We start from the raw sequence: 21,191 nt of genomic DNA, 5'->3' as shown, positions 1-21,191 counted from the left end.
GGCCTCTATCATGTTCCCGATGATTGTTCACGCGCAATCCCGCCCGCCTACCAGCCTGCGCCTCCTTTGCGATGAGGCGGCCAGGTATGGAATCACCGAGGAAGCATGCCTCGAAGGCACTTCCGTCTCGGTTGCTGATCTGGACAATCCCGGCGCCTTGCACAGCACAACCGATGAAATCCGGGCGATTGAGAATCTGGTTCGCCTTGCGCCTGAAAATGTCGGTCTGGGCTTTGCGGTCGGCCGCGCCACCCATGTTCATGCTTTCGGCATCTGGGGTTTTGCGATCCTGACAAGCCCCACTTTGAGGGCCGCGATAGAAACGGCCATCGACTTCTCAAAGTTGTCATTCCTGATCGCCGAGATGTCGTTGGTGGAGGACAATGGCGAGGCTCGGCTGGAGTTCGACACAACCGGTATCCCGGTCTCAACACATCGCTATATCCTCGAGCGCCACACTGTAATTGCGGTCAAGTTTATTCGCGACTTGTTGCAGAAGCCGGATTTCAACAACTTCGAAGCCCGGCTAATGGACGGCGACCCCGACTATCCGGAGAAGTTGGCCAAATTCAAACCGCCCTCAATCAAGATGGGCCAGCCCGTAAACGCTCTGGCCTTTCCGGCGGAGATACTGGACGCGCCACTTCCGAATTCAGATCCCGTCTCTCTGAAATTCTGTCTCGATCAGTGCAAGGTTCTCCTGGAGGAGCAGACCGGCGCTTTGCCGCATTGGTCGCAACAAGTGCGCGACGCTATCGTCGACAACATCGGATCGGAACAGCAAATCGAAGAGATCGCAGCAAGATTGGCCGTGACCGAACGAACTTTGCGACGACGGTTGACCGACGAAGGAACCAGTTTTCGACAGCTTTACATCGATGCCCGCATGACAATTGCCTATGAATTGCTGGCCTCCGCTGGACTGAACGTCGATACAGTTTCATGGCGTGTCGGCTATGCCGAACCAGCCAGTTTTGCCCGCGCATTCACCAAACACTACGGCGAGACGCCCGGCGAGGTTCGAAAGAAAAATGCGGTCCGGGCCGCGTAAGCTGAATTCTGCCGATTTGGAAATTCGGCTTCGGCCCGCAGCAGCGAAACAACGTTCGAACCAATAATCCTTGTTTTCTATCGCGCGTTTTGCACGACCGGTCCGGACGCAACCATCCACTGCATCTGGAAAAGAACCCGCGTTTTCGGCCATCCTGCTTCAAACATGTCGAAAGATCTCGTTCTACTGATCCGAGCGCAAGTGCTTTCGTATTTCCTCTTCCACCTGGCCGAGACGCTCCTTTCCAAAAAACATCTCATCGTCGACATAGAAAGTAGGAGCGCCAAATGCCCCGCGTTCAACGGCACGGCTGGTATTGTCCATCAAACGCTGTTTCACGTCATCGTCCTGGCTTCGCTCCAGAAGGTGTTGACCGTCCAGGCCTGCCTGATTGTATGTGTCGGCGAATACCTTTGGGTCGTCCATCTTCAGACTTTCCTCCCACATCGCTCGCATGCCGACCTTGATATAATCCCCCTGATTGCCGTCGAAATCAGCCGCGACCGCGCCACGCATCAGCAGAAGCGTGTTCACCGGAAAATGCTTGTTCAGTCGAAAATTCGTCAGTTTGTGCTTCTCGATAAACCGTGAAATTTCCAGCCGGTCATATTCGAGTTTGCCCTTGATCTTGCTGAAGGCCAAAAAGGGAGACTGGTTGCCGGTTGCCTTGAAGATACCGCCCAGCAGGCACGGAACATAGTCGATTTTCACACCCGTGCGCTTCTCGATTTCGGGAATTACACAATGCGCCAGATAGGTATTGGGGCTGCCGAAATCATAGATAAACTCAACCGAGACCGTCACAATATGCTCCTTTCACCAGGTTTCTTTCCAGGGGCGCAGGTCCAACTCGTGCGTCCAGGCCGTGCGTGGCTGTTTGTGCAGATGAACATAATTCGCCGCGATATCGTCGGGGTTCAAAATCCGGTCCTCTTCCCGCATGCGGTCCACGTCCGGAACATTTTCGCGGATAAACGTACTGTCGATAGCGCCATCAATGACCGTGTGCGCTACGTGAATATTGCGGGGGCCAAGTTCGCGCGCCATCGATTGCGCCAGCGCACGCAATGCGTGCTTGGCGCCGGAAAATGCGGCAAAGCCGGAACCGCCCCGCACACTCGCAGATGCACCCGTAAAGATGATCGTGCCGCGCGCACGCGGCAACATCCGGGCTGCCACCTCGCGCCCCATCAAAAAACCGGCGAAACATCCCATCTCCCAGACTTTCCGATAGACACGAGAGGTCGTCTCGTTGATCCCGAACCTCACGTTGGCGCCGATGTTGAAAACGGCGACTTCAATGGGGCCGATCTCGTCTTCGATCTTTTCGACAAGCGCGCGCATCTCTGCCTCGTCGCGGGCGTCGGCGGGAAACGCCCGTGCCTGACAGCCTTCATCGCGTATGGAAGCCGCCAATGTCTCGAGCGCCTCGGCATGCCTGTCGCGGCGCACGACGCACGCTGTCAAACCTTCGCGCGCAAAGGCACGCGCAATCGCGGCGCCGGTGTCGTCGCCAGCGCCGATTACAAGACAAGCGCCATTTGGATTGTCCATCGTGTTTCCTCCACATTTGTACAGATCCCGTCAGTCGGACCCGTCGGCCAGGGAAAAGTCATTGCCTCAATGAACTGCTCCGGGCCCGGCTGCCTTTGCCGCAAGATCAGTTCCTGCCGCGAAGCAGGCGGCGCATGAGGAATGCGGCGAATTTGGTCTGGCTTTGCAGATATCCGCTGGCCTTTGGCAGGTTGTCCGGCACGTCCTTCACCCGGCAATCGTAAAAGATATGAAAGTCCCGCGCGGGCAGCAGGTCCTGTTCGGCAAAACGACCCACAGGTACGAGTATCAGCTTGGGAAACAAGGGAATATTCAGTTTCTCGATCACCGGAGTGCCGCAAGTATTGCATCTGCCGCGCCGAAGTAATGGCGGCTTCTTGTAGGATTTGTACGCGACAGTTCCAGGCGAGTTTAAATCGATATCCCTGGCCCGAAATGTAAGAATGTCCGCGTATTCGGCGGCATTGAATTCCTGACAGATTGAGCAATGGCAGACCGCCCGGAAAATCGGGCGGCCCGAGGTCCGAAAGCTCACTTCGGTGCAGTTACAACTGCCGCTCCATTGCATCATGCCATCTTCCAGCTTGTCTGATGCCGATTGCCCCTACGCTCTGACTCTCTTGACGGCCTTTCCGTTTTTCCAGAAGCGATATATCACACGAAGGGCCGGCCACACACCGTCCGCCTTCTTCTGAATCTTCTTGCCTTGTGATATGCGTTCGATTTGAAGCGTGTACCAGCTGATTTCCATGATCGCCATTGCGTCGATTTTCTTCAGCCCCGATTTGATGGGGGCCACCGGCGAGACATGGTTCGGATTTTCCAGTACGTGCGTACCGAATTTGGGATCGACGGCAAAGGGGCGTGCAACACCGGCCATGTCAATCGCACCTGAGGCAAGAGCCTGGCGCATGCCGGCTGAGGACCGGAAGCCGCCCGTGACAACAAGTGGGGTCGAAATCTGGCTTTTGACCTTTTCCGCATATTCCAGGAAATACGCCTCACGTTTGATGGTGCTTTCCTTTTTGACTTCCTGCTTTCCCTTGCGGTTGACGGGATTTTCCCAGCTACCGCCCGAGATTTCGATCAGGTCGATTCCCAGCCGGTCCAGCCGCCTGGCGACCTCAATCGAATCCGCCTCGGTGAACCCGCCTTTCTGGAAATCGGATGAATTGATCTTTATTGCGACATTGAAGCCTTCGCCCGTACGCTCGCGCACGCGCTTGTAGACCTCTTCAACGAATCGGAAACGGTTGTCGAAACTTCCGCCCCATTTGTCTTCCCGCCGGTTGTGATGCGGCGACAGGAACTGGCCGATGAGGTAGCCATGCGCCCCGTGCAGCTGTACGCCGGTGAACCCAGCCTCCTGGAGGCGGCCGGCCGCCTCTGCGAAACGGTCGATGATCTCTTCGATCTCGCTATCGGTCAGTTCGCGCGGGGGGGCGAACATCTCGTTTGGGATCGGCACGACGGAGGGTGCGACGGGTGCGTCATTGACCATTTTGGGCGACTGCTTGCCCGGATGATTCAATTGCGGCCAGATGTGCGTGTTGGTGCGCCGCCCGGTCGCAGCCCATTTGCGCAATTGATCCATGTTGGTATCCAGCAACGCATCAACGACCAGAGGTTCGTTCATGTGCTTGCCGTCCACCATCATGTTGCCGGTGATCAGAAGACTGGCACCGCTGTCGGCCCAGACGTCATAGAGCGATGTGTGGGCGTCGGTGACCTTGCCGTCCGGCGTTGCCAGGGCTTCATTCATCGATGCCTTGCAAATCCGGTTGCGCAGTACAGTGCCCGACTTCAGCGTCAGGGGGTCTGCAAGATTTGCGGTATCCTTGCTTGCCTGATCGGCGTGAAATTGACGGGCCTGTGCGTGCTGTGTCTCAAGCATTGGTCAATACTCCTGAATCTTCCGGCGACGGAAGCGCATTGCCTGTAGTTTTTTCAGGCTGTTGAACATGAAGTTGTCCCAGGGCGGCGCGATGAAAGCCGTCGCATTGATCCGGCCCTTGCGGACCACCCCTTTGGCCTTGGAGAAATTGCGGAACCCTTCCGCGCCGTGATAATGGCCCATGCCCGACGGGCCGATGCCGCCGAAAGGAATATCGTCGGCAAGCACATGGCTCATCGTGTCGTTCACGCACGCTCCCCCCGAATGGGTCCGGGCCAGCACATCGTCGGCACGACTTTTGTTCCAATCGAAATAGTAGAACGCCAACGGCCGCGGGCGGTCATTCACATAGGCGATGGCCTCGTCGATCGTGTCATAGGGGACCACGGGTAAGATCGGGCCGAAAATCTCTTCGCGCAGGACCAGCATCTCGTCGGTGGCGCCGATGACCAGCGTCATCGGCATCTTTCGCGAGTCGCCGAACGACTCGGCCTGCGGATTGATGGTGATCAGTTCGGCGCCTTTTTCCTCGGCATCCTTGAGGTAGCCTTCCAACCGGGCTTTCTGCCGATCGGTGATGATCGCGGTATAGTCGCCATTGTTCTGCAGACTCGGGTAGGCTTTGCCCATCGATTCCGAAAAGGCGTTGCAGAAGGCATTCACCTTGTCGCGCGGGCACAGGATGTAGTCCGGCGATACACAGACCTGACCGGCATTGATGCCCTTGCCGAATGCGATCCGGCCGGCGGCTTCTTCAATGGGAAAATCCTTGTGGATGATGACCGGAGATTTGCCTCCGAGTTCCAGTGTCACCGGTGTGAGATTTTCCGCCGCGGCACGCATCACAATTCTGCCGACCTGGGTCGAACCGGTGAACACCAGGTGATCGAACGGCAGCTTGGTGAACTCGGTGGCAACTTCAACGCCGCCGGTAACGACCGTCACCTCGTCTTCGGCATAGTTTTCCGCGATGATCTGCTTCAGCAAATCTCCCGTGGCGGGCGCGAATTCCGACGATTTGAGCATTGCGCGGTTGCCGGCTGCCAGTGCACCGATCAACGGTGACAGGGCCAGAAAGATGGGAAAGTTCCAGGGTACTACGATGCCGACGACGCCGACAGGCTGATATTGCACCTCGACACGCGCTGGCATCAAAGTCAGCGACACATGGCGGCGTTGCGGCTTCATCAGACGTTTCAGGCGTTTGCGGTAATAGGAAATGCCGTCCAGCAACGGCATGATCTCCGCCAGCTCCGTTTCCGCCGCGGAGCGGTTGGAGAAATCCTTGCTCACCGCAGCGATGATCCGCGCCTTGTTGTCGACAAGAGCATTGTGCAGCTTGTCGAGCCTGCGAATCCGTGTCGCCCGATCGGGCATCGGATCAGCCATATACGCCTTCTTCTGAGCCAGAAGCATTGCCTCAAGATCCGGCATTTCCGGTGTGACTGCGGTCAGTTGTGGTGCGGACATTTGCGTTTCTCCGAGTGTTTGATTGAAACCGGGATCAGGCCGGACCGATCCCCATAGCGGCATGAACGGCATTCTTGCGCTCCAGCCAGCCTGCTTCTTCACCGGGCGGCGGAAGGACCATTCCTCCCTCGACAACCCAATGCGGTTCGATGCCGATCAGCGTGACCAGAACTCGGGAGATATCCAGTTGCGCCGCCTCCGCGACACGCCGATGCATCTGATCGTTCAACCGCTGATAAAGGTCAGCATTGCGGTCGCCGCCCATGCGCACATTGCCGTTCACACCAAGGGTCGTGCCCCGGCGCATTCGAAACCCGGTCATGAACACAACATTCACAAATTCCGTTGGAGCGCCTGTCAGCCCGCAATGCACGTCCGTGATCACCTGAGCGATGTCGAAACGGATTTGTTCGGAGAACGGCCTTTTCGATGCGAGTGTATAAAGTGGCATTGTCGAACGCTCCTATTGATTAAACCGTGTGATCATCACGCCATGCTGCATCTTCGAGATCATCGCCCGGGTGAAGAGCTTGCCCAGATAGCTGACGCGTCCCAAAGTCGATAAGCGGGTGAGGTTGCTTTTCAGAATTTCGTCGTAGCGCGACTGATCGAATGCCCCGACGGAAACCTGATCCGGATGCTGTCCGGTCACTTCGCGCCAGCTCTTTTCACACTCGAGCATGAAGGCCTCGCGCCGTTGTGTTTCCAGGCCATCCGGTACTTCCATGGTTACCGTCGAAGAGCGCGACCACTTTCTGTCGGTAATCGTGTGCTGCCTGGCCGCAACGTTCCAGATGACGGTCAGTTTTTCGGGTCCGATATGCTCCGCGTAAAGCTTACGCAGCATCTTCTCGAGAGCCTTGATTTGCTCCAGCGAAATTTGACCTTCTTGAATGGCAATGAGTGATCGCATGGGGTCCTCCTGCGAACACTCTCTGTCATCGCCTGCCAAAAGCCGATGATGGCAACGGACATGTCTTTGACATTTCCGGCCAAGCTACCTAGCATTGCGACATGAAGAATGCATCACAGAAACGATCGCCCGGAAGCGTCCGTATCCTGTGCGAAGCTGCGCCAAGCTACAATGTGGAAGCGGAACAGTGCCTTGAGGGCACGGGGCTCGTGACATTCGATCTCTACAGTAGCGATATGAAAGTGACTTTGGCCCAGGAAGTCACCGCTATCGGTAACTTTCTCAAATATGCTCCGAACCGCCCTGGGCTAGGCGTTGAAATCGGTCGCCGCTACCGGCCGGAGGTCTTCGGCATATGGGGTTATGCCATCCTGAGCAGCCCGACGTTCCGTGCAAGCCTGAAGACAGCAATTGATTACGCCAATCTGTCTTTCATCATAGCCACAGTCGGTCTCGACGAACTCCACGATCCGCCGCTCCTGACTTTTGACACAAGCGGTCTATCGCCACGGGTGAAAAGCTTTGTGCTGGAACGGCATCTCACGGTCCTGGCGAACTTCAGCGCGCAACTTTTGCCGAAGTTCTCGCTTTCCGATTTCACATTCCTGACGACTTTGGACGATCCCGATGTCGCGGCAGCGATCGAGAGCATGCTCGGTATCAGCGTAATGCCTGGAAGGCCGAGGGACGCGATTGCGTTGCCCAAGGATCTGCTGGACAGGCCTTTGCCACAGCATGATCCGGCGGTCATGGAATATTGCCTCGGGCAATGCAGAAACCTGTTGAATCTTGAGGACCGACCATACCCGAAGTGGACGGCACAGGTGCGCGAAGCAACCCTGCTTGAAATGGGAAACGATCCGACCATCGGTACCGTCGCTGCCAAGCTCGGTGTGACCGAGCGGACCTTGCGACGTCGCTTGTCGGAGGAAAGCACCAGCTTCCGGCAAATACTTGTTGATGCCCGTCTTGCTATTGGGCACGAATTGCTAAAGACGGCGGGACTGGATGTTACCACGGTCGCGTGGCGCACCGGTTATTCTGAGCCATCCAGTTTCGTGCGCGCTTTCACAAAAAAGTACAATTACTCGCCAGGCAGCCTGAAAAAAGACGCCGCTCACAACAGGGTTTCTGCTTAGATCCGTTTGGCTAAAGTCTGCAGGCCTCAAAACCAATCTGCTGTGCCAAGGCTTGAAGCGGTTTTCGACATCATTTCGACGACCCACTTGTGGCTTGGATCATTGTCGCGGCTTCTATGCCAGTAGAGCTGTACTTCTATCATCGGACAGTCGAAGGGCAGCGGCAGACACTTAAGTTTTCCGTTGTCGCTCAAGAACTTTGCCAACCGGCTTGGCACAACGGCAATCAGATCGGTTGCCGCAACGACGTGTGGTACGGAAACAAAACTGGACATCTGAACCGCGATGTTGCGTTCTGGCAGAGCGTTGCCCAGAAGGAACTCGAGCGGGGTTGTTCGGCGGCTGTTCTGCGTCCGGATCAGTCCTGACCTGCGAACAAGGGAAACCTGGGGCAAGGACTCAAACTGCTCCATCGTCACGCCGGTATTGGCACATGGATGGTCACTGGCACATATTAAGGTAAGTCCTTCCCGCAGGAGCAGTCGCGATCCGAACTGGTCTTCAGGCATCGGCGTGTATTCCACCGCATAGCTGAGGCGTCCGTCCTTGAGGCGCGCGGGTATGTCGTCGACATAGTCGGGGTGTAGCTTCCATTTCAAATTCGGAGCTTGAGCCCGGGCCTCCCTCAGAAGGATTTCACCCCAGATATGTTCGACCGCGTGGTTCATGGAGATGTCGATGGTTCTGGAAAAATTTTCAGCCGAAAATTCTCGGCCCTCGAAACTCTCCCGGATCGACGCAAGTGCCGGAGCAATTTGTGTATGCAGTTCACGCGCACGCTGCGTCGGCTTGAGCCCGCGGCCGGTACGCACGAAAAGCTCGTCGTCGAATCCCTGTCTGAGCCTCTTGAGAGCATTGCTGACGGCCGGCTGGCTCATGTTCAGACGCTCCGCGGCTTTTGAAAGGTGCTGTTCCTGCATCAGGGAATCAAAAACCGGCAGGAGATTCAGATCGCGGTTTCTCAGCATTACAGTCGTTATTTACCAGAGTGATAATGCTCTTAATTATTATAAATTTTTCATTATATCAATATTACGTATCCTGTCCGCCATCTTTAGGGATGGGAGGATCTATCGATGAAAGATGAAGCAAGGGAGAAATTCCGCGCAAAATACCGGGCGAATGTCAGCCCTTACTACAGTGGCTGGGTCCACCTGTTCGTTGTGCTGCTTGGAGGAACAGGCCTCCTTTATTTCGCGATCTCGCGGCTGGTCGATTTCCACTATTCCCAGCTTTGGATCGTCGTGATTTCACTGCTCGCCTACAATGTCTGCGAATGGGCGTCACACCGATGGTGGGGACACCAAAAAACGAAGCTCTTCAAGCTTTTTTACCAGCGCCATACGGGCGACCATCACACATTCTTTGTCGACCGGGCGATGGAATACCAGATGGTCATGGACTGGCGGGTCGTCATCTTCCCGATTTACCTGCTTGTCGTTTTCACAAGCTTGGTTTCGGTACCGGGCGGGCTCGTCCTTTCCCTTCTTTTCGGCGCTAACATCGGTTACCTGTTCGCGGCAACCATGACGTCTTGCTACCTTGCCTACGAAATCCTGCACTTCAGTTATCACCTTCCCAGGGGATCACTCATTGAACGTGTGTTTCGGCTCATCCCCGGATGGACGTATCTGCGACTGTTCCACACCGTGCATCACAACCGCGATCTCATGACCGAGGGGAACTTCAATATCACGCTTCCCCTGTCGGACTGGCTTTTCGGCACCCTGTATTTCAGCGCGGATGAAGAGATCGCCCCGAAACAGCGCAGGGCGAAACCCCAGCCGAATTGACCGGGCAAACCAAACGCCATTTGTGATGCTGCGCTTGTGCGCGCAGCATCGCCTTGCGTGATTGACGCGGGCAGGCTGGCCGAAAATATCAAGATTTTGTCCGCTTCAACGCTGTCGCAAAACCTCTGATTCCTCCACCCTGTTTCAAAGGGAGGAATGAAATGCAGTTTGACTATGTGATCGTAGGTGGCGGGTCGGCAGGTTCCGTTCTTGCCAACCGTCTCAGCCAAAACCCCAAGGTTAAAGTGTGTTTGCTGGAAGCTGGCGGCAGAGCGAACCACATTCTTGTAAGGTTGCCCGCCGGCGCGGTGGCGACACTTCCCGGACGGCCAAAAATCAACAACTGGGCCTATGAAACCGTCGAACAGCCGGGCCTGAACGGGCGCAAGGGATATCAACCTCGCGGCCGGGGTCTTGGAGGATCCAGTGCGATCAACGCGATGCTCTATGTTCGCGGTCAGCAGCAAGATTATGACGGCTGGGCCGATCTGGGCTGCGACGGATGGGATTGGGAGAGCGTCCTGCCTTACTTCAAGCGCGCCGAAAATAATGAACGGGGCGGCAGCGACGTTCACGGTGCTGACGGCCCGCTGCAGGTTTCAAATCAAAAGGAAGAGCGCCCCATTACGCGTGCATTCATCGAAGCCGCGGGGCAACTTCAATATCGAAAAACAGAAGACTTCAATGGCGGCGACAATGAAGGGGTCGGGCTGTACCAGGTCACCCAGTTTCATGAAAAGGCCAAGAATGGCGAACGCTGCTCCGCCGCTGCTGCATACCTGTTTCCCGTGATGGGCCGTCCCAATCTGACAGTCATCACTCAGGCCCGGGCCAAAAGGCTGACCTTCGATGGCAATCGCGCCACCGGCGTAATCGTGAGGCACAAGGGGCGGGATGTTGAGATATCCGCACGTGTGGAAGTGCTTTTGTGCGGAGGCACCTTTCACACACCGCAATTGTTGCAGCTGTCGGGTATAGGGCCCGGCGACGAACTTGCGTCGCACGGAATCGATGTCAGGAACGATCTGCCCGGCGTCGGCAAAAACCTTCAGGACCATCTGGACTTCGTTCTTGCCTACAAGAGCAAGGACAAGGACAATTTCGGCATCGGGGTTACCGGAACGGTGAACCTGATGCGGCACCTGGCCCGATGGCGGAAGACCGGCGTTTCCATGGCTGCGACGTGCTTTGCGGAGGGCGGGGCGTTCCTCAAAACCTCACCCACACTGGACCGGCCTGATATACAGCTCCACTTCACAATAGCGCTTGTCGATGATCACGCCCGCCAACTTCATCTCGGCTACGGCTACAGCTGTCATGTCTGCAAGTTACGCCCGGACAGCCGCGGCACTGTCTCTTTGCAGAGCAGCGATCCATTGGCCGCACCCAAAATTGATCCCCGCTTCCTTTCGGACCCAAGGGACCTGGAGGTCATGATCAAAGGCGCACGGTTGACGCGGGAAATCCTTGAAAGCCCGCCGATGACCAAATTCCGGCACAAGGAGATGTTCGGGACGCAGCACGCCACTACCGATGCGGACTGGGAGGAGCATATTCGCACGCGCGCGGACACGATCTATCACCCCGTCGGCACCTGCAAGATGGGCAGGGACGAGATGTCGGTGGTGGACCCCGAACTGCGAGTACGGGGCATTGAGGCGCTGCGAGTGGTCGACGCCTCGATAATGCCAAACCTGATATCGGGAAACACAAACGCACCAACCATCATGATCGCGGAAAAAGCCGCTGACATGATCAAAGCCGCCGCATGATGTGACGATGCGATCGTTGTTGCCGGCCGAGGCCGTCATGTCAGCGAGGCACGTCAATGACCGGAAGGAATTAGTATGAGTCAGCAAACAGTTCTTCGCTGCATCGACGATATTCAGGCGTTCGAGCAAATACCATTGTCCGAGCGGCAGTTGCCTGAGACGACATATGAAGCGCTCAGGCAGGGCGCGGCGATCAATCCGGATGCGCCGGCGCTCAGTTTTTTTCTCAGTGCTTCAGCAATGCGCGCACCCTATACGTTGACGCATGCTCAGCTTATGGGGCGCATCACCCAGACAGCCAACGCGCTAAGACGCCTGGGTCTGCAGCGCAACGAAGTCGCGGCCTATATCTTGCCCAACATGCCCGAAACCCATTTTTCGATCTGGGGTGGCAGCGCAGCAGGTGGAATTCTTGCCATCAATCCGTTGATTGAGGCCGGCCAGATGGCGGACTTGTTGAATGCGGCCGGCGTAAAAATCCTGATTACACTTGAGCAGAGCCCAGGGTCCGACATTTGGGAAAAGGCAAGTCAGGCAGCGGCGAAGGTTCCTGGGCTCGAACGCATTCTGCTTTGCAATTTCGCGTCCTACGTCATGGGTGACGGTGTCTGGCCGAACGGTCCAGACCTGCCGCCGGTCGCCGCGCGGATCGAGGGCCGGGACATCACGATCACCCGGCTGCTCGACGAGATCGCCGCCGAAAACGCCAAGGACATAAACTTCGCACTGCCCGGTCCCGACGACATTTCGACCATGCTGTGTACGGGCGGAACCACGGGCCTGCCCAAGATCGTGAGCCGGACACATTTTGGCGAGGTTTACAATTCCTGGTGTCCCAGCCTCTTTGTCGGACAGGATAATGTGGGACCCGGTACAACCGCGCTTTGCGGACTCCCGTTGTTCCACACGAATGCCATGCTGGTCACCGGTCTGCTGCCCTGGATGCATGGCGGCCATGTTGTGCTTGCCACGCCCTCAGGCTATCGCGGGGAAGGGGTCATCGCTGGTTTCTGGGAGATGGTCGAACATTATGGAATCACTTCATTCTCGGGGGTTCCGACGATCTACGGGGCTTTGTTGCAGGTGCCGCACAAGGGAAGGGATCTGAGCTCGATGCGGTTTGCCGCGTGCGGTGCCGCGCCAATGCCTGTGGAACTCTTCAACAGCTTTGTTTCCGAAACCGGCGTGTCGATTGTCGAAGCCTACGGCATGACCGAAGGCGTGTTGGCGTCGTCGATGAATCCGGCCGAGACAGACGCGCCACGGATCGGCTCGATCGGCCTGCGCTTTCCGTATCAGGACATGCGTATCGGCATCTTGAACGACAGGGACGAATTCGAACGCTGGGCCGAAGTCGACGAGGCGGGCGTGATCTTCATCACCGGTCCCAATGTCTTCGATGGCTATCTGATCGAGGAGCAAAACAGGGGTATCTGGCTGGAGCACGATGGAAAGCGCTGGTTCAATACCGGCGACCTGGCCCGGCAGGACGCCGAAGGCTATTTCTGGATGACCGGTCGCAAGAAAGAACTGATCATCCGGGGCGGACACAATATTGATCCGAAAATTGTCGAGGAGGCCATGCACAAGCATGACGCGGTGGCTATGGCTGCGGTGGTCGCCCGTCCGGACGCCAAGGTTGGCGAAGTGCCGGTGATGTACTACCAAAAAGCGTCCGGCATGGATGTCGATAAAGACGACCTGGCTGAATTTGCGCAGATTCACGTTCCAGAAAGAGCGGCGGTGCCGAAGGACTTCATCTGCCTCGATGCCCTTCCGCTTACTGCCGTGGGCAAGATCCACAAAGTCACCTTGAATATGATGGAAATCGAGCGTGCAATCCGCGTAGAGGCCCAAAGTGCCGCAGCTGAGATCGAAACACTTGAGGTGGTGCAGGATGCCAGCCGCGGCATCGTTGCAAAGGTCTGTGTCAAATCCGGCCGCGAGGGCCTCAATCGGGCCCTTGGTAATTTTGCCTTCAACGTGGACCTGAACTAAGTCCTCGATTTTGCGGCAAACCGCTGTGATGGAACCGTTCCGCGGAATTTTTGCGGAGCGGTTTTTCGTCTCAGCTACCCGGCTGGGTATACGGCACCGGTCGCCTGAAAAACGCTAGCCGACGGCCGAAATAGCGCCCGATCTCACGCTGGCCGAATGTGTCAACTATGTGTCCGCTGGCACCATAGCGAAAGCACCGACAATGCCGCAAAGCTGTTTACTGCGGAGGTCGGGAGGTATCGGTGAAACACGCGAACAATGTCGCAGGTCGTCAGGCCGACTGATCCTGCGAACGGGTCTGCAGGAAAGGCCCGCAGTGTCGGCTCACCGGAGAGAGAAAGCCCCAATCGGACGCAAAAAATGCAGTCAGTTCAGGAGGAACCAATGAAAATCAAATGTATCGCGGCAATCTGCGCGACAGCTATTGGCCTGTTGAGTTCGCCGGCATCGGCGGAAACAACCTTGCGCGCCGCAACCGTTGCGCCGATGAACTCGCCCTGGGGGCAGTGGGCACAGAGCGTCGCGGATCAGATCGCGGAGAAGTCCGGTGGCGAGCTCAAGATCGAAGTAATCGGTGACGCGCAGTTGGGAGACGAACAGACGATCCTGCGACAGGGTATGAAAGGCCGTGTCGACATCGTCATGGTGTCCAACATACCATTGTCTCTGATCGGTCAGGAGGTCGACGTTTTCTCAACGCCCTATTTGTTCGACACTGTCGAACAAGGCACTTGCGTCGCCTACAACCACATGTCGGATATTCTTGGTCCCAACCTGTTGGAAGCCGGCCTGGTACCGCTGACGTGGATGGAAATCGGACACTACGTGACCTTCTCAAAGGAGGCGCCTGCTCTGACGCCCGATGCGCTGTCAGGAAAAAAACTGCGCGTAGCCGCGACCACTTCGGACGAAGCTTTCGCAAGGCGTCTCGGCGCGGTCGGCGTGCCGATGGGAACGTCGGATACGATCCCGGCGCTGCAGACCGGCAACGTCGAATCTGCCTTCCTGCCGGGGCTTTTCGGCATTGCTATCGGAACTCACAAGGTCGCGCCGCACATCACCGTCAGCGACCATGCGCGTCCGATTGGCACGGTGGCGATTTCCGAACGCAGTTACAAAAAACTGTCGGATCAGGAAAAGGAGTGGCTGAAGGTCTTCGAAGAGACCGGCCCGGCCATGTCAGCCACGATCCTTGGCACGCAGGAAGCGCTTCTGAAAAAGGTAGAGGGCGCCGGGCTGCCGGTGGTGCGACTGAACGACGAACAGATCGCCGCATGGAAGGCCTCTTCCGAGGGCTTGCGCGAGGAACTGGTCGAACAACTTGGTCCAAAGGCCGTGTCGCTTCTTGAAAAGATCGAGACAGCCAAGGCTGACTGCGGAAGCTGAAGGCCATGAAGATTCTTCGTTTACTTATGCAAACGGAGGCGATTGTGGCGGCATTAGCCTATGCCGCTACAACTCTTCTGCTGTTAGCAGACGTGTTTTCAAGAGAATTCCTGTCGCGGTCGCTATGGGGCGCACAGCAAAGCGCGATTTTGCTCAGCATATTGGCAGGCATGATCGGGCTGACACTTGCGACAGGGCGCCAGGCCCACTTTCGGCCGGAATTCGCCGACGGGATCCTTGCTTTTTCCTGGGTGGACAGGTTGGGCGACCTGATCTCTGCAATCCTGTTTGCGGGCTTCGCCTATTTCGCAGTGGAGTTTGTCGTTGAGTCACGGAATTTCTCGGACCGTGTGCCGGTGATCAATCTCACGCTGTGGCCAGTTCAGATCGTTGTTCCTTACGCGATGGCTTCCTCGGCAATCAAACATTTCGTCTTTGCCTTGAACCCGGCCGCAAAAGAGCAACTGGGAAGGACATAGGCCATGGAAGCGACCCTGCTGCTTGGTACCGTTCTTCTGATGCTGGTACTGCGTCAAAACGTGGTCCTGATACTTCTGGTCGTGACAGCCTATATTCAGGTGGTCTGGAGTGGCGGCACCGTCCTCTATGTACTGGAGGATCTCTGGTCGTCCATGGACAACCACGTTCTGCTGGCCATTCCGATGTACATAATCGCCGGCAAACTGATGGCGCGGGGCTCGATCGCGCGTGACCTGATCGCCATGGTGCGCGCAGCAACCGACTGGATGCCGGGCGGCCTCGGCATGGCGACGGTCCTGTCCTGCGCGCTGTTTGCGGCAGTCTCCGGGTCTTCGGCAGCAACTTTGCTGGCGGTGGGCGTGGTCATGTATCCGGCTCTCAAGGAGTCCGGATACAGCGAAAAGTTCTCGATCGGCGCCGTGACCTCGGCAGGCACGCTTGGTATACTCATCCCGCCATCCATCCCGCTTATCATCTACGGGATCGTCACCGAAACCAGCGTCGCCGACCTTTTCCTGGCGGGTATCATTCCCGGTCTGCTGCTGACGGCAATTCTGGCGGCCTACAGCATGGTCACGAACCTCGGGAATGAACGGGGTGTGTTTTCTCTGGTGCGTCTGCTGACCGCCATCCGCAAGGGAATCTTTGCGCTCATGACCCCGGTCATCCTGCTCGGGGGTATTTATTCGGGGTATTTTTCGCCCACCGAGGCAGCTGCGGTTGCGGTCGGATATGCCATTCTGGTCGAACTGCTGGTCTATCGGGAATTGTCGGCGAAGGATTTCTTCGACGAAGCCGTTTCAACCGCAGTGATGCTGGGAACGTTGTTTCCGATTGTCGCTGTTGCGCTCTCGCTGAAATCGGTCCTTGCCATCGAAGGCGTGCCCGGCGACTTTGCCGATTGGATTCAGGCCACCTTCGACAACAAGTGGACATTCCTCCTGGCCCTGAATGTCGCACTGCTGCTGATCGGATGCCTGATCGACGTTATTTCCGCAGTTCTGCTTTTGGGGCCCGTCATGCTGGCTGCGGCCACACATTTCGGTGTGAGCCCGATTCAGCTTGGGATTATAATGATCATCAATCTGGAAATCGGACTGCTGACACCACCAATCGGATTGAACCTTCTCGTCGCCTCCGGTGCATTCAAGAAACGGTTTGCCGAGGTCAGTCTCTCGGTCATTCCCTTCATTGTGCTCATGATTGCGATGCTGTTGATGGTCACCTTCATCCCTGAGCTAACGCAATTTTTGCTGGACTGAGCCGCGCAAACCGTCATCGCTCACGCGAGCAACGCTCCGGCGATTGTCCTGCTCGTAGTCCAGGCTTCAAACATGTTGGAAGGGTCGCGCACAAACGAAAGAGCGGCCCGGATACCGGCTTCCAATCAGTCATCCCGGATAGGCAATTTTCTTGTAAATAGCTGATAAATATAACAAAATTTATGCTGCAATGCAGCATTTATGTTGCAATGCAACGCGAATTGGGGTATGGTTGAGCCTCAAAGCAAACAGCAATTTTCAAACCCCATGGAGAGTCAAAATGGCAACCGCAAAATCCGCATCGCCCGGAAAGGCACCCGCCCAAAATAACAAACTGACCGTTGTTGAGACCGTATCGTCGACCTATCAGAACGCCGCCAGGAATCTGAGCCGGTATGGTTCAAATGCGGGCCGCTTCGGCTCGATAGCCGGAGAAACCGCTCAACTGACGTTTAAGGGATTTATCCGCTTCGAACGCGCCTTTGCCAACTGCCTGCGCGCCAATCTCGACAATACTGTCGAACATGGCCGTAACATCCTCAAGGCCCCGAGCGTCGCCGATGTCGCCGTTCAACACACTGCGTTCCTCAACGATCAGATCGAACTGATTGGCAGCCAGATCAAGGACCTGAGCGACGTCGCCGAGCAGCAAAGCAAGGAGGCCCTGGCGCCGCTGTTCGGATATGTCGACGAGACCGTTGCCAAAGCCAGAGAAAAGTCGGCATAGCAACAAGGCCGGGATGTGTACCGGTACTGCTATTCCGGATTGGTCCAAACGATCATGCGAGGGCGCGCTCAATTGCAAAGAGCGCGCCCCCGATCATCGCACCCAGAATAGCGCCATTGATCCGGATAAACTGAAGGTCGCGGCCAGCTTCAGCCTCGAAGCGCTCAACCAGGACATCCGGATCCCATTCCGAAATCGTCTGTGTGACGAACGCGGCCACCGCCGGCCGGATAACAGGAATTATGCCGGCGATCGTTTCAGCGGCCTTGTCATCCAGTGACCGCTGCATTTCAGGATTGTTCAGTACGTTCTCCGCCATCTTGCCGACAGCAATTTGAACCTCGGCGACCACTGCATCGCTTTCCGCATAGTCGGCTAACTGGTTCTTTGCAGCGTCCACGAAATGGCGCAACCTGTTTTCAAAACTTTTGGAGTTCACATACCCCGCGCTCGCCTGTTCAATCAGCGATTGGAGCCGCCGGGATTTCGTCAGATCCCTGATCGTTGAACCTGCCAGATGTTCGAAATCGGCGCGCAGAGCGCCGTCAGGTTGGGCTAGATCGTCCAGTACGGAAAGCACGCTATTGACGATCATGTCCGAAACATTCCGGTCCACACGGGACGCAATCCACCAACGGCTGTTTGCCCTGACAAGCCGGTCCACTTCGCGACGGTTCCTGTGAACGGTGTCCCGCATATAGACGACGATTTCCGACAAGGCGTCGCCGCGCAGACCATATTCCAGAAACCGCGAAATCTCCTGCGCAAGTCCGGCATGCCCAGCCTTTTCCTGAGATGCCTTGCGGATAAGATCGGCGAGAAGCCGGTGAAGCGGCTCAGGCGTATCAGCCCTCAAAACGCGTGCAATGGTCTGCAAGGTCTGCCGGATAAAACCAGACTGCGCTCCGTCAACCACCCAGCTTGCCAGTTGCGACGAGAAGCCGCCGCCGCGGATCTTTTCTGCCACGAGTTCCGGGCGCAGAAAATTCTCCTTTATGAAGCGCCCGACATTGTCAGCAACCCTGTTCTGATTGCGGGGCAAAAGCGCCGTATGCGGGATTGGCATGCCAAGCGGATGGCGAAACAGCGCAACCACCGCGAACCAATCCGCCAATGCGCCAACGACACCTGCTCCGGCCGCGGCGCGAACAAGGCCGATCAACCAATGATGATGCTCAATCAGGAAGGTGCCCAAGTAGATCGCGATGAGCCCGACAAGTGCGCCGGTTGCGACACGATGCATCATCGGCATATCAAAGCGGACGCTGGCCATTTTAAAGGCTTTCAAAGCCCCTCAAGGACGAAACGTTCAACGCGTCGGGCCGTTTCCGCCGGCATTGTTATTATGAATAGATGACCGCATGGCATTGTTTCCAGGGTGGCCCGCTTCAGGCGGCTGGTCAGTACCCGGCCATTTGACACCGGAACGATTGGATCTTCCTCGCCCATCAGCACAAGAGCGGGGAGATCCAGGCGGGACAAGTAGTGCCAACTCGTCCAGCCGACCATGGCGATCAACTGGTAAATGTATCCGACCGGTGTTCCATGATCGAGCGCCTCGACAAACTCGCGCATGAGTTCCTGTTGAACGGCAACGGTGCCGCCATAAAGATGCGCTGCGTTCTTGAACATGAAGTTTGGATCAGAATACCGTCTCGGCGTCACCATTCTTATCAAGGCTTTCGGCGATCCGGGTATCATGATGGCGCCGGACGTGGTTGCCGCCAGTGTCAGCGACAGGCAACGTTCCTGATACATCCATGCAAACTGTTGCGCTGCTCCGCCACCCCATGAGACGCCAAACACGTGCACCTTGTGAATGTCAAGCCGGTCCAAAAGGGCTGCGGCCATGTCAGCAATGTGCGACATCCGGTAGGGTAGCGTTGGCGTTGGAGTCCCGCCGACTCCCGGGACATCAAAGGTAATTACGCGAACGTTCTGAAAACTTGTGATAAAGCGCTCAGCGCTTTCCAGATTGGCGCCGATGCCGTTGAACAAAAGAAGTGTTGTTTCCGCGTGCGGCGGATCGTGTCTTGCATATCTGACCGGTCGCCCCCAAATCTTGATCGTGCCGACAACAAATTGTGTGCTTGCCGCTTCGGAGCCGCCCTGCATTCAGCTCTCTCCTTCGAGCACATATTTGCCAGGTGCTGCGCACAAAGGCATGAATTCGGCGTTCCCGGAGGATCCGGGCGCAGCCTTTTCCTTTTGGGACCTTTGCTTCAGCCACTCGGCCCAATGTAGCCACCAGGTCCCTTCGATCTCTGAGCTGTTCTCCAGAAAGGCCTCGGTACTTTTCGGCAATTCATCCATCGTGCGAAACTTTGCTTTCTGATTGGATGGCGGATTTACGATCGCCTGAATATGACCGCTGGAGCTAAGGACAAATTCTGATTTGCCGCCCAGCATCTCGACGGTTCGGTAGCAGCCTTTCCAAGGCGTGATGTGATCCGTCGAGCCTCCGAGAACAAAGCTATCGCAGGTCACCCGCGACAGATCGACCTGTTCATTCAGGACGGAAGCGCGACGGGTTTTGATCCCGTTTTCCTCCAGAAGCGCAATGTAGTCTCCATGCAGCGACGCGGTCATGTTGGTCGTGTCATCGTTCCAGTACAGGATGTCGAATGCCGGTGGCGTTTCCCCCATCAGGTAGTTGTTGACCCAGTAGGCCCAGATCAGATCGTTGGGTCTCAGCAGTGCAAAGACTCGGGCCAGATCGCGGCCTCGTACGATGCCTTTGCTGCGTGAGATGGACTTGGCAAGCGTGAGGATTTCAAGATTTGCAAACAATCCCATCGACGTATCGGACGCACCGTCGGTGTCCAGAATGGTTACGAGAAAGGTCGCACTGGCGGCACGGTCGATGCCTTTTGCCGCCCAGTAGCTCAGCAACAGGGACAGGCTGATCCCTCCTGAACAGGCGCCTGCGATGTGAATTTTCTTCGCCCTGCTTATCTTTGAAACGACCTCGGACGCACGATCGAGGGACTGCACGTAGTCATCCAGTCCGTATTCCGCGTCTTTTGGACCAGGATTGCGCCACGAAACTATGAACACGGAAAATCCCTGCTGAATCAGAAACTCGACAAGGCTGCGACCGGGCGAGAGGTCCCAAATATAGAATTTGTTGATCTGTGGCGGAACGATAAGGATCGGTGTGCCGTGGACCTTGTCCGTTTGGGCTTTGTACTGGATCAACTCGCGCAACTCGTCGCGGTCGACAACATCGCCTTTGCTGATGCCAAGGTTTTCACCGACCTGGAATTGCGACCTGTCGACCGACGATGGCATGGCGCCGTTGTTGGCAAGATCGGAAACAAGATTGCGCAACCCGGACAGTATGTTTTCACCCCCGGTCTCAAGTGTTTTCTTCATCGCGCTCGGGTTGCCGACAAGCATGTTCGTCGGCGACCATCCATCAAGGATTGTTCCAGCAAGCAGTCTGATCCGCTCCTTGTCACGCACATCCATATCGAGGTCGTTGATCCATGCCTGCGTGCTCTTGCACCACGACAAATAACTGTTCTTCAGTGCACGATACGCATGGTTGCTGGACCAGACGGGATCCGAGAATCGCTTGTCGGCAGCGTGTTTATCAGCGGTATCCGCACCTCCGAGAATGCCGAACATCTGGTTGCCGAAATTGACACCGTGGCGAACGAAGTCCATCGGCTGCCGGGCCATCGCGGCGTAGAAACTGGCAACGGATCCGACGATGCGATCATTTTCTTCGCGTTTCCTGGTCATGGTGC

At 56.5% G+C, this 21,191-nt stretch carries 20 protein-coding genes; 9 read left to right on the top strand and 11 right to left on the bottom strand.

What is annotated here, in order from left to right; translation table 11 throughout:
* The first annotated feature begins 10 nt into the window (after window positions 1–10).
* The gene (locus OOZ53_RS07350; RefSeq protein ID WP_271088733.1) at window positions 11–1,051 is read left to right on the top strand and encodes an AraC family transcriptional regulator; all 1,041 of its coding nucleotides are present in this window, start codon (window positions 11–13) and stop codon (window positions 1,049–1,051) included.
* Between the two features lie 183 nt (window positions 1,052–1,234).
* On the opposite strand, the gene OOZ53_RS07345 is transcribed toward OOZ53_RS07350, so the two are convergent.
* The 7 genes from OOZ53_RS07345 to OOZ53_RS07315 form a co-directional block, all read right to left on the bottom strand.
* Window positions 1,235–1,855 (bottom strand): 2-hydroxychromene-2-carboxylate isomerase, encoded by a 621-nt coding sequence (locus OOZ53_RS07345; protein ID WP_271088732.1) that lies wholly within the window; start codon window positions 1,853–1,855, stop codon window positions 1,235–1,237.
* A gap of 12 nt (window positions 1,856–1,867) precedes the next feature.
* Window positions 1,868–2,605 carry an SDR family oxidoreductase gene (locus tag OOZ53_RS07340; protein WP_271088731.1) on the bottom strand — a complete coding sequence of 246 codons (738 nt, stop codon included), beginning with the start codon at window positions 2,603–2,605 and terminating at the stop codon, window positions 1,868–1,870.
* A gap of 106 nt (window positions 2,606–2,711) precedes the next feature.
* Complete coding sequence (locus tag OOZ53_RS07335) at window positions 2,712–3,176, bottom strand: GFA family protein (RefSeq protein ID WP_271088730.1); 465 nt, start codon at window positions 3,174–3,176, stop codon at window positions 2,712–2,714.
* A gap of 33 nt (window positions 3,177–3,209) precedes the next feature.
* The gene (locus tag OOZ53_RS07330) at window positions 3,210–4,499 is read right to left on the bottom strand and encodes an NADH:flavin oxidoreductase/NADH oxidase family protein (protein WP_271088729.1); all 1,290 of its coding nucleotides are present in this window, start codon (window positions 4,497–4,499) and stop codon (window positions 3,210–3,212) included.
* Between the two features lie 3 nt (window positions 4,500–4,502).
* Window positions 4,503–5,969, bottom strand: coding sequence for a coniferyl aldehyde dehydrogenase (locus OOZ53_RS07325; RefSeq protein WP_271088728.1), 1,467 nt, complete (start codon window positions 5,967–5,969; stop codon window positions 4,503–4,505).
* Between the two features lie 34 nt (window positions 5,970–6,003).
* Window positions 6,004–6,420 carry a hypothetical protein gene (locus OOZ53_RS07320; protein ID WP_271088727.1) on the bottom strand — a complete coding sequence of 139 codons (417 nt, stop codon included), beginning with the start codon at window positions 6,418–6,420 and terminating at the stop codon, window positions 6,004–6,006.
* Window positions 6,421–6,432: 12 nt separating this feature from the next.
* On the bottom strand, window positions 6,433–6,882 hold the full coding sequence (locus tag OOZ53_RS07315) for a hypothetical protein (protein ID WP_271088726.1): 450 nt from the start codon (window positions 6,880–6,882) through the stop codon (window positions 6,433–6,435).
* A gap of 101 nt (window positions 6,883–6,983) precedes the next feature.
* Between OOZ53_RS07315 and OOZ53_RS07310 the strand changes: the two genes are divergently transcribed.
* Entirely contained in the window at window positions 6,984–8,021 is a 1,038-nt protein-coding gene (locus OOZ53_RS07310; protein WP_271088725.1) for an AraC family transcriptional regulator, read from the top strand.
* 26 nt (window positions 8,022–8,047) lie between these two features.
* Here OOZ53_RS07310 and OOZ53_RS07305 read toward each other — a convergent pair whose 3' ends face one another.
* Window positions 8,048–8,989 (bottom strand): LysR substrate-binding domain-containing protein, encoded by a 942-nt coding sequence (locus OOZ53_RS07305; RefSeq protein WP_271088723.1) that lies wholly within the window; start codon window positions 8,987–8,989, stop codon window positions 8,048–8,050.
* Window positions 8,990–9,097: 108 nt separating this feature from the next.
* On the opposite strand from OOZ53_RS07305, the gene OOZ53_RS07300 reads away from it, so the two are divergent.
* From OOZ53_RS07300 to OOZ53_RS07270, 7 genes are all read left to right on the top strand, one after another.
* Window positions 9,098–9,814, top strand: coding sequence for a sterol desaturase family protein (locus OOZ53_RS07300; protein ID WP_271088722.1), 717 nt, complete (start codon window positions 9,098–9,100; stop codon window positions 9,812–9,814).
* A gap of 161 nt (window positions 9,815–9,975) precedes the next feature.
* Window positions 9,976–11,586, top strand: a complete 1,611-nt coding sequence (locus OOZ53_RS07295; protein WP_271088721.1) for a GMC family oxidoreductase — start codon at window positions 9,976–9,978, stop codon at window positions 11,584–11,586.
* Between the two features lie 75 nt (window positions 11,587–11,661).
* Window positions 11,662–13,584, top strand: a complete 1,923-nt coding sequence (locus OOZ53_RS07290) for an acyl-CoA synthetase (protein ID WP_271088720.1) — start codon at window positions 11,662–11,664, stop codon at window positions 13,582–13,584.
* Window positions 13,585–13,968: 384 nt separating this feature from the next.
* Window positions 13,969–14,970, top strand: coding sequence for a TRAP transporter substrate-binding protein (locus OOZ53_RS07285; RefSeq protein WP_271088719.1), 1,002 nt, complete (start codon window positions 13,969–13,971; stop codon window positions 14,968–14,970).
* A gap of 5 nt (window positions 14,971–14,975) precedes the next feature.
* A complete protein-coding gene (locus OOZ53_RS07280; RefSeq protein ID WP_271088718.1) occupies window positions 14,976–15,449 on the top strand; it encodes a TRAP transporter small permease in 474 nt (157 codons plus the stop codon).
* A gap of 3 nt (window positions 15,450–15,452) precedes the next feature.
* Entirely contained in the window at window positions 15,453–16,712 is a 1,260-nt protein-coding gene (locus OOZ53_RS07275; protein ID WP_271088717.1) for a TRAP transporter large permease, read from the top strand.
* A 232-nt stretch (window positions 16,713–16,944) separates the two neighbouring features.
* Window positions 16,945–17,439: a phasin family protein gene (locus OOZ53_RS07270; protein WP_271088716.1), complete on the top strand. Its 495-nt coding sequence runs from the start codon at window positions 16,945–16,947 to the stop codon at window positions 17,437–17,439.
* Window positions 17,440–17,491: 52 nt separating this feature from the next.
* Here the strand turns inward: OOZ53_RS07270 and OOZ53_RS07265 are convergent, their stop codons facing one another.
* Genes OOZ53_RS07265 through OOZ53_RS07255 form a run of 3 tightly spaced genes read right to left on the bottom strand, consistent with a single transcriptional unit; the run spans window position 17,492 to window position 21,186 of the window.
* Window positions 17,492–18,682: a DUF445 domain-containing protein gene (locus OOZ53_RS07265; RefSeq protein WP_271088763.1), complete on the bottom strand. Its 1,191-nt coding sequence runs from the start codon at window positions 18,680–18,682 to the stop codon at window positions 17,492–17,494.
* Window positions 18,683–18,723: 41 nt separating this feature from the next.
* Complete coding sequence (locus OOZ53_RS07260) at window positions 18,724–19,554, bottom strand: alpha/beta fold hydrolase (protein ID WP_271088714.1); 831 nt, start codon at window positions 19,552–19,554, stop codon at window positions 18,724–18,726.
* Window positions 19,555–21,186, bottom strand: a complete 1,632-nt coding sequence (locus tag OOZ53_RS07255) for a PHA/PHB synthase family protein (RefSeq protein WP_271088713.1) — start codon at window positions 21,184–21,186, stop codon at window positions 19,555–19,557.
* Window positions 21,187–21,191 lie beyond the last annotated feature (5 nt).

Source organism: Allohoeflea poritis (assembly GCF_027889715.1).
Classification (GTDB): Bacteria; Pseudomonadota; Alphaproteobacteria; order Rhizobiales; family Rhizobiaceae; genus Hoeflea_A; species Hoeflea_A poritis.
This window is presented reverse-complemented; position numbering and strand designations above follow the sequence as displayed.

What these genes read in the sequence shown, in the direction of transcription:
- OOZ53_RS07255 (WP_271088713.1), bottom strand. Translation starts at nt 21,186, where the DNA reads ATGACCAGGAAACGCGAAGAAAATGATCGCATCGTCGGATCCGTTGCC.
- OOZ53_RS07320 (WP_271088727.1), bottom strand. Translation starts at nt 6,420, where the DNA reads ATGCCACTTTATACACTCGCATCGAAAAGGCCGTTCTCCGAACAAATC.
- OOZ53_RS07260 (WP_271088714.1), bottom strand. Translation starts at nt 19,554, where the DNA reads ATGCAGGGCGGCTCCGAAGCGGCAAGCACACAATTTGTTGTCGGCACG.
- OOZ53_RS07300 (WP_271088722.1), top strand. Translation starts at nt 9,098, where the DNA reads ATGAAAGATGAAGCAAGGGAGAAATTCCGCGCAAAATACCGGGCGAAT.
- OOZ53_RS07285 (WP_271088719.1), top strand. Translation starts at nt 13,969, where the DNA reads ATGAAAATCAAATGTATCGCGGCAATCTGCGCGACAGCTATTGGCCTG.
- OOZ53_RS07325 (WP_271088728.1), bottom strand. Translation starts at nt 5,969, where the DNA reads ATGTCCGCACCACAACTGACCGCAGTCACACCGGAAATGCCGGATCTT.
- OOZ53_RS07350 (WP_271088733.1), top strand. Translation starts at nt 11, where the DNA reads ATGTTCCCGATGATTGTTCACGCGCAATCCCGCCCGCCTACCAGCCTG.
- OOZ53_RS07340 (WP_271088731.1), bottom strand. Translation starts at nt 2,605, where the DNA reads ATGGACAATCCAAATGGCGCTTGTCTTGTAATCGGCGCTGGCGACGAC.
- OOZ53_RS07290 (WP_271088720.1), top strand. Translation starts at nt 11,662, where the DNA reads ATGAGTCAGCAAACAGTTCTTCGCTGCATCGACGATATTCAGGCGTTC.
- OOZ53_RS07315 (WP_271088726.1), bottom strand. Translation starts at nt 6,882, where the DNA reads ATGCGATCACTCATTGCCATTCAAGAAGGTCAAATTTCGCTGGAGCAA.
- OOZ53_RS07275 (WP_271088717.1), top strand. Translation starts at nt 15,453, where the DNA reads ATGGAAGCGACCCTGCTGCTTGGTACCGTTCTTCTGATGCTGGTACTG.
- OOZ53_RS07330 (WP_271088729.1), bottom strand. Translation starts at nt 4,499, where the DNA reads ATGCTTGAGACACAGCACGCACAGGCCCGTCAATTTCACGCCGATCAG.
- OOZ53_RS07295 (WP_271088721.1), top strand. Translation starts at nt 9,976, where the DNA reads ATGCAGTTTGACTATGTGATCGTAGGTGGCGGGTCGGCAGGTTCCGTT.
- OOZ53_RS07280 (WP_271088718.1), top strand. Translation starts at nt 14,976, where the DNA reads ATGAAGATTCTTCGTTTACTTATGCAAACGGAGGCGATTGTGGCGGCA.
- OOZ53_RS07335 (WP_271088730.1), bottom strand. Translation starts at nt 3,176, where the DNA reads ATGATGCAATGGAGCGGCAGTTGTAACTGCACCGAAGTGAGCTTTCGG.
- OOZ53_RS07265 (WP_271088763.1), bottom strand. Translation starts at nt 18,682, where the DNA reads ATGCATCGTGTCGCAACCGGCGCACTTGTCGGGCTCATCGCGATCTAC.
- OOZ53_RS07305 (WP_271088723.1), bottom strand. Translation starts at nt 8,989, where the DNA reads ATGCTGAGAAACCGCGATCTGAATCTCCTGCCGGTTTTTGATTCCCTG.
- OOZ53_RS07310 (WP_271088725.1), top strand. Translation starts at nt 6,984, where the DNA reads ATGAAGAATGCATCACAGAAACGATCGCCCGGAAGCGTCCGTATCCTG.